Source organism: Hydrogenophaga luteola (assembly GCF_042648585.1).
In the GTDB taxonomy this organism is placed as follows: Bacteria; Pseudomonadota; Gammaproteobacteria; order Burkholderiales; family Burkholderiaceae_C; genus Hydrogenophaga; species Hydrogenophaga luteola.
Genome location: NZ_JBHRXX010000009.1, coordinates 640,561 through 652,451, shown reverse-complemented (window position 1 = coordinate 652,451; position 11,891 = coordinate 640,561). Strand labels below are relative to the sequence as shown.

13 protein-coding genes and 1 pseudogene are annotated in these 11,891 nt (G+C 65.5%); 5 read left to right on the top strand and 9 right to left on the bottom strand.

What is annotated here, in order from left to right:
- A pseudogene (locus ACFOPI_RS21825) lies at nucleotides 1-128 on the top strand (IS3 family transposase); the annotation flags it as partial.
- Nucleotides 129-354: 226 nt separating this feature from the next.
- Nucleotides 355-864: a bacteriohemerythrin gene (locus ACFOPI_RS21820; protein WP_382178747.1), complete on the top strand. Its 510-nt coding sequence runs from the start codon at nucleotides 355-357 to the stop codon at nucleotides 862-864.
- A 15-nt stretch (nucleotides 865-879) separates the two neighbouring features.
- Here the strand turns inward: ACFOPI_RS21820 and ACFOPI_RS21815 are convergent, their stop codons facing one another.
- Nucleotides 880-1,659 carry a PIG-L family deacetylase gene (locus ACFOPI_RS21815; protein ID WP_382178745.1) on the bottom strand — a complete coding sequence of 260 codons (780 nt, stop codon included), beginning with the start codon at nucleotides 1,657-1,659 and terminating at the stop codon, nucleotides 880-882.
- Entirely contained in the window at nucleotides 1,656-2,909 is a 1,254-nt protein-coding gene (locus tag ACFOPI_RS21810; RefSeq protein ID WP_382178742.1) for a glycosyltransferase family 4 protein, read from the bottom strand. Before ACFOPI_RS21810 ends, ACFOPI_RS21815 begins: the two co-directional genes overlap by 4 nt.
- Before the next feature lie 159 nt (nucleotides 2,910-3,068).
- Here ACFOPI_RS21810 and ACFOPI_RS21805 point away from each other — a divergent pair, with 159 nt between their 5' ends.
- Nucleotides 3,069-4,148 (top strand): AI-2E family transporter, encoded by a 1,080-nt coding sequence (locus ACFOPI_RS21805; RefSeq protein WP_382178739.1) that lies wholly within the window; start codon nucleotides 3,069-3,071, stop codon nucleotides 4,146-4,148.
- Here the strand turns inward: ACFOPI_RS21805 and ACFOPI_RS21800 are convergent.
- Nucleotides 4,136-4,609, bottom strand: coding sequence for an Lrp/AsnC family transcriptional regulator (locus ACFOPI_RS21800; protein WP_382178736.1), 474 nt, complete (start codon nucleotides 4,607-4,609; stop codon nucleotides 4,136-4,138). The genes ACFOPI_RS21805 and ACFOPI_RS21800 overlap by 13 nt on opposite strands.
- 112 nt (nucleotides 4,610-4,721) lie before the next feature.
- On the opposite strand from ACFOPI_RS21800, the gene ACFOPI_RS21795 reads away from it, so the two are divergent.
- Complete coding sequence (locus tag ACFOPI_RS21795; RefSeq protein WP_382178733.1) at nucleotides 4,722-5,414, top strand: aspartate/glutamate racemase family protein; 693 nt, start codon at nucleotides 4,722-4,724, stop codon at nucleotides 5,412-5,414.
- 12 nt (nucleotides 5,415-5,426) lie between these two features.
- Here ACFOPI_RS21795 and ACFOPI_RS21790 read toward each other — a convergent pair whose 3' ends face one another.
- A complete protein-coding gene (locus ACFOPI_RS21790) occupies nucleotides 5,427-6,332 on the bottom strand; it encodes a CoA transferase (RefSeq protein WP_382178730.1) in 906 nt (301 codons plus the stop codon).
- 86 nt (nucleotides 6,333-6,418) lie between these two features.
- Nucleotides 6,419-7,603, bottom strand: a complete 1,185-nt coding sequence (pobA, locus tag ACFOPI_RS21785; RefSeq protein WP_382178727.1) for a 4-hydroxybenzoate 3-monooxygenase — start codon at nucleotides 7,601-7,603, stop codon at nucleotides 6,419-6,421.
- 135 nt (nucleotides 7,604-7,738) lie between these two features.
- Between pobA and ACFOPI_RS21780 the strand changes: the two genes are divergently transcribed.
- A complete protein-coding gene (locus ACFOPI_RS21780; protein ID WP_382178724.1) occupies nucleotides 7,739-8,506 on the top strand; it encodes an IclR family transcriptional regulator domain-containing protein in 768 nt (255 codons plus the stop codon).
- Between the two features lie 6 nt (nucleotides 8,507-8,512).
- On the opposite strand, the gene ACFOPI_RS21775 is transcribed toward ACFOPI_RS21780, so the two are convergent.
- The 4 genes from ACFOPI_RS21775 to ACFOPI_RS21760 are packed head-to-tail and all read right to left on the bottom strand — an operon-like array spanning nucleotide 8,513 to nucleotide 11,836.
- On the bottom strand, nucleotides 8,513-9,226 hold the full coding sequence (locus tag ACFOPI_RS21775) for an ABC transporter ATP-binding protein (RefSeq protein WP_382178721.1): 714 nt from the start codon (nucleotides 9,224-9,226) through the stop codon (nucleotides 8,513-8,515).
- Nucleotides 9,226-9,990, bottom strand: a complete 765-nt coding sequence (locus ACFOPI_RS21770) for an ABC transporter ATP-binding protein (RefSeq protein ID WP_382178718.1) — start codon at nucleotides 9,988-9,990, stop codon at nucleotides 9,226-9,228. The genes ACFOPI_RS21775 and ACFOPI_RS21770 overlap by 1 nt, the downstream gene beginning before the upstream one ends.
- Nucleotides 9,987-10,976 carry a branched-chain amino acid ABC transporter permease gene (locus ACFOPI_RS21765; RefSeq protein ID WP_382178715.1) on the bottom strand — a complete coding sequence of 330 codons (990 nt, stop codon included), beginning with the start codon at nucleotides 10,974-10,976 and terminating at the stop codon, nucleotides 9,987-9,989. Before ACFOPI_RS21765 ends, ACFOPI_RS21770 begins: the two co-directional genes overlap by 4 nt.
- On the bottom strand, nucleotides 10,973-11,836 hold the full coding sequence (locus ACFOPI_RS21760; RefSeq protein ID WP_382178712.1) for a branched-chain amino acid ABC transporter permease: 864 nt from the start codon (nucleotides 11,834-11,836) through the stop codon (nucleotides 10,973-10,975). Before ACFOPI_RS21760 ends, ACFOPI_RS21765 begins: the two co-directional genes overlap by 4 nt.
- Nucleotides 11,837-11,891: the final 55 nt, after the last annotated feature.

Sequence of the window (11,891 nt, the reverse complement as noted above, 5' to 3'; positions counted from 1 at the left end):
CCCTCGAATGGGTGTCATGGTTCAACCACCACCGGCTGCTCGAACCCATCGGCTACATCCCGCCCGCCGAGGCTGAGGCAAACTACTACCGGCAACTCGCCAGTCAGGTCTCCATGGTGGTGGCCTGACTTAAACCAACCGGCCTCCACGATTCCCGGGGCGGTTCATGCCAGCGCTTTTGCAGGCCAAAGGTTTCAAAGTCCAGCGGGTGTTCTAGTGCTGCGGACTCAGTTGGCGGACGAGATATTGAGATAGGTCAGCAAGTGGCCGTTTTCCCTCACAGCGCAGAGGGAATCTGTTCACAATTTGTCACTTCTCGGGTGACTCCCTGTCACCCGCCTGAGGACATCTGACATGGCACATCTGAACTGGACGCCGGACCTTGAAACCGGGATCCGCGAAATCGACGGGCAACACAGGCGCATCGTCGACTACATCAACCAGCTGTACGACGCCCGCGATCACCATGATCGGGGGGCGGTGGGCGCCGTCATCGACGAGATGGTCGACTACACCCTGTCGCATTTCGCGTTCGAGGAATCGCTGATGACCGATGCGGGCTACACGTTCGCCGGCCCGCACAAGAAGATCCATGAGTTGTTCACCCGCAAGGTGGGTGAGTACCGCATGCGCTTCGAGGCTGGTGAAGACGTGGCGTCTGACCTGCACGCCATGCTCTCGCGCTGGCTGTTCAACCACATCCGCAACGACGACCGCAGCTACACCGATTCGGTGAAGCTCTATCTGAAGAACGTCGGGCATGGCGACACCGACATGAAGGCGCAGATCAAGGAGGAGTTGATCCGTGAATTGCACCTGAAGAAGCGCGGCTTCTTTGCCCGGCTGTTCGGCAGCGACGAGTGAGTGCTTCGGGCCTGTTCAGGCCATCAGAAGACATTCCGTTCTTTCGAGCACCCGCCGCCGATAGACCGGATTGGGGCCGAAGATGGGTATCAGTTGCGACGGGTAGAGCTCGACCAGGCGGGTCTTCTCTGAGATGTCGTGACGGTGTTCCACCAGCTCGGTGTGGCAACCGAGCACCCGGTGCAGACGCTCTTGCAGTGCCCTGTTGCTGTGTGACCAGGCATACGGCAGTTCTGCGTAGAAGCCCAGTCGGGCCCGGCTCCCCGACAAGGCCTGCCAGAAGAGATCTCGGGTCAACTCGTGCTCCCCATGCGGCATGCAGCCCCATGGACGGCGGAGCAAGCGCCACGCCAGCTGCGAAAGAGGCGTTGAAGGCGAGGGGCCACCGGCACCTGCGGGAAGCAGTACCAGCGTGCGGGAAAGGCCATCGGTCCGGCTCTGGGTCATGGCGTCCACCGCCTGGCCGACCGAGCGCTCGTTGAGATCATCGTGACGACATCCAAGGTGCTGGAACCCGCATCCGAGCCGGCTCATGGCCAGCGCATCTTCCTGGCGCCGGGCCTTGTGTTCGGCGGCGCTGTCCGCAAAGCCTGTCGTCCGGGCCCAGGCGTCGTTATGTCCCGCCGATCCTTCGGTGAGCACCGTGATCACTTCAGCCCTGTCGCGACATGCGCTCAAGATCCCGGCGACCGAGAACACTGCGTCGTCCAGATGGGGCGAAATCACAGTCACCCTCTCGATGCCGAGCTGCACCAGCCAGGACCGCACGTCCGTTGCATTGGACAGTCTGGTCATGTCCGGAGCTCCGCTGCCTCGCAGAGTCGCTGGAGGTGAACGATGCGTCGTTCGAACTCGAGCTCGAAGAGATGCTGGACGGCGAACTCGCGCGCGCTCATGGCCAGTGCCTTCAGTGCGCTCAGGTCGTTGGACAGTGCCTCGATTTCGTCGGCCAGTGTTTCGAGGCGCCCCAAGGCGCAGACCCGCCCGGCGGAGCACAGCCGCTGAAGGCCACGCCAGGCTTCGTTGGCATAGCCGACGATGGGCACCCCGGCGCACAGCGTTTCCAGGTAGGTGCACGAAGGATCCCCCTGCAGGTGGGGGCAGACAAACAGATCGATTTCGCGCCGCAACATGGGCATCAGCTGGTCGTGAAAATCCAGCGTCCCCAGCAACCGGACTTGTTCATGCAGGCCGTGCTGGGCGATTTGCGCCTCCAGCGCGGCCCGCAGTGGTCCGTCTCCCGCGATGCGGAGCTCAAAGTCGATGTTCCGGTCCCGGAGCCTGCGGGCCAGCGGTACCAGGTGGTGTACGCCTTTGATGGGATGCAGGCGCCCCGAGTACATCAATCGCAGACGCTGGCGTCGGGAGGACAGGGCTTCGAAGCGTGCTTCGATCTCTTCGGGGGTCGCACAAAGCACCGAGGTCACCCGGTTGTCGAAGTAGAGCAGGGGGGCGGGGTTGTGCCTCGCGAACGCCTCGAACGTGGGCGTTCCGTTGCACTGGAGGCCGTGGGCCGACCGGATTTCCGCCAGGGCACGGCGGTGGTTGAGAAGCAGCCAGAGCCCGGTCTTGAGTAGAGAGGGGCCCCAGCCTCGGACCGACCGTGCAATCTGCAACTGGGTGGTCAGCGTCAGCTCGGTGTTCGCGACCAGGATGCCGCCCTGTTCCCGGCAGCGCTGGCCCAGGCCATACAGCACGTGATTGAGCGTGACCAGCAGGATGGATCGTTGCAGCAACGGACCTCCGTTGCCGGCCAGCTCACGGAAATCCACGATCTGGACTTCAAATGGCAGCTCAATGGGAAGCCAGTGGCGGTTGTCCAGATCCCCGCTGGGCTCGTGACCTGCTTGCAGGCCCACCACCACGGGGCCGTTCCAGCGTTCCACGTACTGCTTCATGCCGGTGACAAACTTGGCCGGCAGCAGCCAGTGACCCTCGATGGACCGTATAGCTGGCAACGAGGACAGCACCACCAGGCGCCAGGCAGGCGCCGTGGACGCGCGCGGGGTCGGTGCTTCAGGCATGGCGCGGCGCTGGAGTGGCATGAGGCTTCGTACGGGTCGAACAGCATACGCCGACGCATATCCGGTCCGGCGTTTGGCTGGCCCGACGGCGTCTGAGTCCGATCCAGCGGCATGCACAGACCTGCCGCTGAACGAGTGCCTGACAGCGCCTGTGAGGCCATGCCCCCGTGACAGAATCGCGTGATGCCCCCCGTTTTCAGTGCCTCCCTCATCACCCGCGGTCTGCTGCTGCTGATCCTGGCCGCCGGCATCTACTTTTTTCACGGCTTCCTGGTACCCGGTCTGGCCGCCCTGATCATCGGGTTCGCCACCTGGCCGCTGTACCGCCGGCTGGTTGTCCGCTGCTCTGGCAGGACCACACTGGCCGCCAGTCTGGCGATCCTGGTGGTGCTCGTGGTGCTGGTGGTCCCGCTGTCTGTGGCGATTCACTTTGCGATTCGCGAAGCGAGCGAGTTCGTGCGCTGGGCCATCGAGGCCAACCGCCACGGCGCCGCCGTGCCGGCCTGGATTGAGGCGCTGCCACTGGTCGGCGCCCAGCTGGCGGCGCTGTGGCGCGAACACCTGGGCGAGCCACACGCTCTGGGCGCCTGGATCCAGATGCTCTCGGGTCAGCATGTGGGCAACATCTCGCGCACCGTGCTGGCGGCGGCGGGCAACCTGGCGGGCCTGCTCCTGCTGGTGCTGTTCATGCTGATCACGCTGTTCTTTGTCTACAAGGACGGAGCGCACATTGCCGGCCAGCTGGACCGCGTGGGCGAGCACCTGCTGCCCGAGCGCTGGCAGCGCTTCTCGCGCGTGGTGCCTGCCACGGTGAGCGCCACCGTCACCGGCATGGGTCTGATCGCTATCGGCGAAGGGGTGGTGCTGGGTGTGGCGTACTGGATCGCGGGCGTGCCCTCGCCGGTGCTGCTGGGGGTGATCACCGGGTTCATGGCCATGATCCCCGGCGGCGCGCCGCTTTCGTTCACCCTGGTGTCGCTCTATCTCGTCGGTTCGGGCGACGCGGTGGCCGGGCTGGCGCTGTTCGCCTGGGGCTCGGTGGAGCTGTTCATCGTCGACAAGACGCTGCGCCCGCGCCTGGTCGGTGGGCCGGTGAAGTTGCCGTTCCTGCCCACCTTCTTCGGCCTGGTGGGCGGGGTCTCGACCCTGGGCATGGTGGGCCTGTTCGTCGGCCCGGTGCTGATGGCGCTGCTGGTGGCGATCTGGCGCGAGTGGGTGCGCGGGCTGGACGACAAGCCCGAGCGCCCTCAGTCGGCGTAGTCCAGCGGCAGGGCGGTGGTGTTCTTGAGTTCTTCCATCGCAAAGCTGCTGCTGACGTCCGAGAGGTCGACTGATCGGATCAGGCGCTGGTAGACCCGGTCGTAGGCCGCGATGTCGGGCACCACGATCTTCATCAGGTAGTCCACGTCACCGCTCATGCGGTAGAGCTCCATCACCTCGGGGATGTCGCGCACCGCGTCGCGGAAGCGCTCGAACCAGGCCTGGTTGTGCTGGCTGGTGCGCACCGAGACAAAGACGGTGACGCTGAGGTTGATCTTCGCGGCGTCGACCAGTGCCACCTGGCGCGTGATGAACCCCTGTTCGCGCAGGCGCTGGATGCGCCGCCAGCAGGGCGTGGACGAGAGGTGCACCGCGGTGGCCACCTCGGCCAGCGGGGTTTCGGCGTTGCGCTGCAGGATGGCGAGAATTTGCCTGTCTGTAACGTCCAGTTTTCTTTTCATGGGTTTTTGAGCAAGTGGATACTCCATATTGCCTTCTTGCAATCAGAGATGGCAAACCATTTCTTCAAGGCCGATGGGAAACTTTCTCCATTCCACGAACCAAGGAGAAACCATGAAAACCATCGGACTGATCGGCGGCATGAGCTGGGAATCGACCACCCTCTATTACCAGATCATCAACCGCGAGGTGGCGCGCCGACGCGGCGGCCTCAGCAGTGCCCGCATGAACCTCGTCAGCCTGGATTTCCAGGACATCGCCCAGCGCCAGCGCGCTGGCGACTGGGACGGGATGGCCGGCATCCTGTGCGATGCGGCGCGGCGCCTCTCGGACACGGGGGCCGAGTGCCTGCTGATCGGCACCAACACCATGCACCAGCTCGCGCCGCAGGTGCAGGCCGCAACCGACGTGCCATTGATCCACATCGCCGACGTCACCGCCGACGCGATCCTGGCGCAGGGGCTGGACACGGTGGGCCTAATGGGCACGCGCTTCACGATGGAGCGCGCTTTCTACGTCGAACGGCTGGCCCAGCGCGGCATCCGCTGCGTGCTGCCCGACGAGGTGCAGCGCCAGGAGATCCATCGCATCATCTTCGAGGAGCTCTGTCACGGCGAGCTGCACGAGGTCTCTCGCCGGTGGTTCACCGACTGCATCGCCGACCTGCAATCGCGCGGTGCGCAGGGTGTGGTGCTAGGGTGCACCGAGCTGCCACTGATCATCCGTCCCGAAGACAGCCCGATTCCCACCTTCGACACCACGGCCCTGCACGCGCTGGCCGCGGTGGAGTTCTCGCTGGCGAACTGACGCGTTGGCCTCTCAGCGGGCGAGCGTGTGCAGCGGGATGTCGCGGGCAACGGCGAGCGCGTCGAGCTGCTTGCGGGTCTGGCCCGCAAGGAACGCGGCGATGGCCTTGTGGGTCGCCGGCTGGAACATGCTGCCCATGCCGTTCATGGCGACGCCAGCGGCGGCGCACAGCGAGGCCGCGAAATGCGGCTCGAGTGCAGCCACCGCCACGCGACCGTCCTTGCAGGGGTAGACGCGGTAGCCCGCGTGCGCGCCACCGACCGCACCCTGGGGCTGCGTCAGGCCCCAGCTGCGGGGAAGGGCGAGCCAGGCGGCGGCGTCGCTCAGCGCCACTTCCTGGAATGAGCCCTTGCCGGTGGTCTTCTGCACCAGCACGGCCTTCAGCGTCGCCTCGCTGGCCATGAGCGCGCCGCCCATGTCGGCGAACAGCGTGGCGGGCAGGTCCAGGCCGGTGACGAGGCCCGCGTCGGCCAAGTAGGTGAGGTCGTGGCCCGGCTCTTCGGCACGTGCGCCGGGCGCGCCCACGATGGCCACCACCGACAACGCCGGATAGGCCTTGTGCAGCGCCTTCCAGCCCAGGCCGAGCTTGAGCAGCGCCGATGGGCGGAACGAAGTCAGCAGCACGTCGGTGCGCGCCAGTGCCTTGTGCAGCTGTTGCTGCCCCTTGTCGGTCTTGAGGTCGATGGTGAGGACCTTGATGCCGCTGTGCATCGTGGCGTAGGCCGTGGGGTTGTACTGGCCCATCGGGTCGCCGCTGGTGCCCTTGGGGCCCGGCGGTTCGGTCTTGAGGCAGGTGGCGCCCATGGCCTGGAGGCGCATGAACGCGGCCGGACCGGGCAGATTCAGTGCGAGGCTGAGGATGCGGACCCCGCGCAGGGGCTTGAGGGGCTTGTGGGTGGCGGCGGAGGAGGTGGACATGGCGGCTCGGATTGACGTTAACGTCAATGTACCGCCAAGTCTGCTCCTGCTCCGCGCGCAAGTGACACCGGGCGTGCCACCCAGGATCACTGACCGAAATCGAGCGGAAGTCCGACGTAGTTCTCTGCGATGGTCTTCAGACCCGCTTCCGAGTGCATCAGGTAGTCCAGCTCGGCCTGCTGCAGCTTGCCGTTGATGGCGCCTTCGCCCTCGAAGTTGTGCATGATGGACGTGAACCACCAGCTGAAGCGCTCGGCGCGCCAGATGCGCTTCAAGCAGCGCTCGGAATAACCGTCGATGCCTGCCTCGCTCTTCTCGCTGTAGAACTCGACCAGCGCGTTGCTCAGGTACTTCACGTCGGTGGCGGCCAGGTTCAGACCCTTGGCGCCGGTGGGCGGAACGATGTGGCCCGCGTCGCCGGCCAGGAACATGCGGCCAAAACGCAGCGGCTCGGTCACAAAGCTGCGCAGCGGCGCGATGCTTTTCTCCAGGCTCGGGCCGGTCACCAGCTTCTCAGCCGCTTCCGGGTCGAGACGCAGCTTGAGTTCGTTCCAGAAGGCGTCGTCGCTCCACTGTTCGATCTTGTCGGTCAGCGGTACCTGCAGGTAGTAGCGGCTGCGGGTTTCGCTGCGCTGCGAACACAGCGCAAAGCCGCGCGGGTGGTTCACGTAGATCAGTTCGTGGTGCACCGGCGGTGTGTCAGACAGCAGGCCCAGCCAGCCGAAGGGGTAGACCTTTTCGAACTCCTTGATCGCACCGCGCGGCACGCTGGCGCGGCACACACCATGGAATCCATCGCAACCGGCGATGAAGTCGCACTCGATGGTGTGGCTCTGGCCGTTCTTCTCGTAGGTCACGCGGGGGTTCTTGGTGTCGAAATCGTGCACTTGCACGTTGGAGGCCTCGTACACCGTGGGCAGGCCGGCCGCGCTGCGGGCGTCCATCAGGTCGCGGGTGACCTCGGTCTGGCCGTAGACCATGACCTTTTTTCCGCCGGTGAGCTTTTCAAGATCGATGCGGTGGCGTTCACCGTTGAACAGCATGTCAAACCCCGTGTGCACCAGGCCCTCGGCGTGCATGCGCTGGCCCACCCCGGCCTCGTCCAGCAGATCGGTGGCCACCTGTTCCAGCACGCCGGCGCGGATGCGGCCGAGCACGTAGTCCGGGCTCTGGCGCTCCAGGATGATGGCGTCGATGCCGGCCTTGTGCAGCAACTGACCGAGCAGCAGACCGGAGGGGCCTGCACCGATGATGGCGACCTGGGTGCGCATGGGGTGTCTCCTTGGAAATTGAACTGGAGCGACTGTAGGCAGGCCCTCGTCTTTCCTCAACGGTTCTGCGTCATCCTTGTGCGGTCACCGGATTCGATGTGCGATGATCGCACAACACTTCGCAGGAGACCCCACATGGAAATCGCCAAGGCGGATTTCATCGAAGGCATGGCCAAGGGCATGGCGGTGCTGGAGAGTTTCGACACCGAGCGCCAGCGCCTGAACGTCACCCAGGCCGCCGAGCGGGCTGGCCTGACGCGCGCCGCCGCCCGTCGCCACTTGCTGACCCTGGCCTATCTGGGCTACCTCGATACCGACGGCACGCACTACTGGCTATCTGCCAAGGTGCTGCGCTTCTCGGGCAGCTACCTGGCCTCGGCCCGGCTGCCGCGGCTGTTGCAGCCCACGCTCAACCGGCTGGCGGCGCAGACACGCGAGTCCTTCTCGGCCGTGGTGCTGGACGGCGAGGAGGTGGTGATCGTGGCGCGCAGCGCGTCGGTGGGCGGGCAGCGGCTGATGGCCTATGGCCTGCACCTGGGCGCGCGGCTGCCGGTGCATGCGACGTCGACCGGCCGTGTGTTGCTGGCGGCCATGAATAAGACCGAGTTCAGCGCCTGGCTCAAGGGCCGTGAACTGCCGCGACTGACCCCGAAAACCACGGTGGATCACAAGGCCTTGCGAGCCATCGTGGCGCAGGTCAAGGCCGATGACTTCGCTGTCGCCAGCGAGGAGCATGAGTTGGGCGTGCATGCGCTGGCCGTACCGCTGCGCAACATGAAGGGCCAGACGGTGGCTGCGCTGAACGTGGTGGCCTCGCCCGAGCGGCTGGCGCCCGAGGTGATGCGCCAGGACCTGCTGCCGCTGCTGTTGGACGCCGCGCGGGAGTTGCGGCCGCTGCTGTGAGCGGGCTCAGACGCCCAGGTACTGTTCCAGCAGTTCGGGCCTGGACAGCAGTTCGTCCGAGGAGCCCTCGAACACCACTTCGCCCTTGACGAGGATGACGTTGCGGTCGGTGATCTGGGTGACCTGCTTCCAGGCCTTGTCCACGATGATGCTGCTGATGCCGGACTCGCGGATCAGGCCGCAGATGCGCCAGATCTCGCGCGCGATCAGCGGTGCCAGGCCTTCGGTGGCCTCGTCGAGGATCAGCACGTCGGGGTTGGTCATCAGCGCGCGGCCGATGGTCAGCATCTGCTGCTCACCTCCGCTGAGCTGCTGTCCGCCGTGGCCCAGTCGCTCCGAGAGGCGCGGAAAGGTCTCCAGCACGCGCTCGTAGGTCCAGTCGCGCTGGCCTCGGGTGCCGGGCCGAGCGGCCATGACCAGGTTTTCCTTCACGCTCAGGTTGCCGAAGATGCCGCGGCCTTCAGGCACGTAGGCGATGCCCAGCCGCGCCACCTCGTAGGGGCTGGCGCCGGTCATGGTCTGTCCCTTGATCTGCACGCTGCCGCCGCTGGGCTTGACGATGCCCATGATCGACTTGAGCAGTGTGGTCTTGCCCATGCCGTTGCGGCCCATCAGACCGATGGTCTGGCCCTGGCCGACGGTGAAGTCGATGCCGCGCAGGATGTGGCTCTGGCCATAGTGGGTGTTCAGGCCGGTGGCCTGGATCAACGGATGGCTCATCAGTGTTCATCCCCGAGGTAGGCGGCCTGCACCTGAGGGTCGGCTCGGACCTGGGCCGGCGTACCGCTGGCAATCACCTGGCCGTTGACCATCACGGTGAGCTGGTCGGCCAGCGCAAAGACGGCGTCCATGTCGTGTTCGACCAGCATCATGGCGTGGTCCTTCTTGAGCTTGAGCAGCAGTTCGACCATGCGCTCGGCCTCGGCCTGGCCCATGCCGGCCAGCGGCTCATCCAGCAGCAGCACGGTCGGTTCGGTGGCCAGGGTCATCGCAATTTCAAGCTGCCGCTGCTCGCCGTGACTGATGGTGGCGGCGACGGTCTGGGCGCGGTGGGTCAGGCCTGCGAGCTCGATGGCGCGTTCGCAGCGCTGGTTCACGGCCGTCATCGACGCGGCCGACTGCAGCCAGCGCAGAGGGTTCCAGGGTGCGTGCCGCTCGCGCGATTGCGCGGCCAGCCGCACGTTGTCCCAGACGGTGAAGGGCAGAAAGATGTTGGTCTTCTGATAGCTGCGGCCCAGGCCCAGGCGCGAGATCGACTCGGGCGTGTTTCCCGCGGTCTCCTTGCCGCCGAACAGGATCTGGCCGGAGGTGGGCTGCAGGTCGCCCGACAGCAGGTTGGTCAGCGTGGACTTGCCGGCGCCATTCGGGCCGATCACGGCGTGCAGGTGGTCGCGGTAGAGCTTGACCGAGACTTCGTTGACGGCGGCCAGGCCGCCGAAGCGTTTGGTCAGCTTGTCGGCCGCAAGCAGGGCGACGTCACTCATTGGCCGGCCTCCTTGTCGCGGTTCAGGAACTTGTCGGCCAGGCCCAGCAGCCCGCGTGGCGCGACGATGACCACCAGAACGATGAAGCCGCCCATGAGCAACTGCCAGTGTTTGGTCAGGTCCTTGGCCAGGTGCAGCACGTACTCGAACGTGAAAGCACCGACGATGGCGCCGGCGAAATTGCCCATGCCGCCCAGGATGACCATCATGATCGCGTGCGCGCTCATGTGGAAGCCCATCAGTTCGGGGTTCACGAAGCCGGTCTGCGCGGCCCACAGGTAACCCGCCACGCCGGCCAGTGTGCCGGCCAGCGTGAAGGCCGCGAGCTTGTAGCCGAAGCTGCCGTAGCCGACGGCCCGCAGCCGGTGTTCGTTGACGCGGATGCCGGAAAGCACGCGGCCGAAGGGCGAGAACAGCACGCGGCGCAGGAACAGGTAGACCGCGATCAGCACCACCAGGGTGAAGTAATAGAAGTGGGTCTTGTTGTCCAGGTCGAGGCCGACGGCTGTGGCGTCGGGCCGGAAGTTGACGTAGATGCCGTCCGAGCCACCCAGCGCTTTGTTGTCGAAGAACAGGTAGAAGACCATCTGCGCGAAGGCCATGGTCACCATGATGAAGTAGATGCCGTGGGTACGGACCACGAAGAAGCCGATCACCAGTGCGGCCAGGCCGGCGCCGGCGGCCGCCAGCGGCAGGCTCCACCATAGCGCGATGGGGGCGTCCTGCGGCGTGATGAAGGCCAGCGCGTAGCCGGCCAAGCCGAAGTAGGCGGCGTGGCCCAGCGAGACCAGACCGGTCACCCCCTGCAGCAGGTCCAGGCTCATCGCGAAGATCGCCAGGATCATCATCTGCGTGAGCATCTGCAGGTAGAAATCGGTGCTCTCCATAGGCACCATCGGGAAGGCGGCGAGCGCGAGTGCGCCGACGACAAGCACCGCCTGCACAGAGCGCGGCAGTTTTTCGAGTTGGGCTTTGGCCGTGCTCATTGTTTGAACAGCCCTTCAGGTTTGTAGAGCAGCACGCCGGCCATCAGCATGTAAACCGCCATGCCGGCGATCTGCGGCAACAGCACCTTGCCAAAGGTGTCCACAAGGCCCACCAGCAGCGCGGCGACCAGCGCGCCGCGCACCGAGCCGATACCGCCGATAACCACCACCACGAAACACATGATCAGCACCGAGCTGCCCATGCCGGGGTAGACGCTGGAGATGGGTGCCGCGACCATGCCGGCAATCGCTGCCAGGGCCACGCCAAGGGCGAACACCACACCATGGATCAGCCGGATGTTGATGCCCAGGGCCTCCGCCATTTCGCGGTTGAAAGCGCCGGCGCGGATCTTCATGCCCAGCCGGGTCCGGCTGATGAGACCGTACAGGCCCAGCGCCAGCGCGATGCACACGCCGGAGACCACCAGGCGGTAGACCGGGTACGACAGGTTCTCGGTGAGCTGGATCGACTGGCTCACCGCTTCGGGCACGGCCACCGAGTGCACATCGTCGCCCCAGAGGATGGAGCGCAGCTCTTCGAAGATGTAGATCAGGCCGAAGGTCAGCAGCACCTGGTCGAGGTGGTCGCGGTGGTAGAAGTGGCGGAACAGCAGCCATTCGAGCAGCCAGCCGAAGGCTACGGCGAGCAGACTGCCCGCGACAATGGCCAGGGTCAGGCTCTGGAACTGAGCCGTCAACGCCCATGCGAGGTAGGCACCCAGCATGTAGAAGCTGCCGTGCGCGAGATTGACCACGCCCATGATGCCGAAGATCAGCGTCAGGCCGGCGGCCAGCATGAACAGCAGCAGCCCGTACTGCAGGCTGTTGAGCAACTGGATCAGGAAATTGGCAAGGTCCATGGGTGTGTGGGCGTGCAAGTCTCAGGCCAGCACCTCGCGCAGGCGCTGGCCCAAG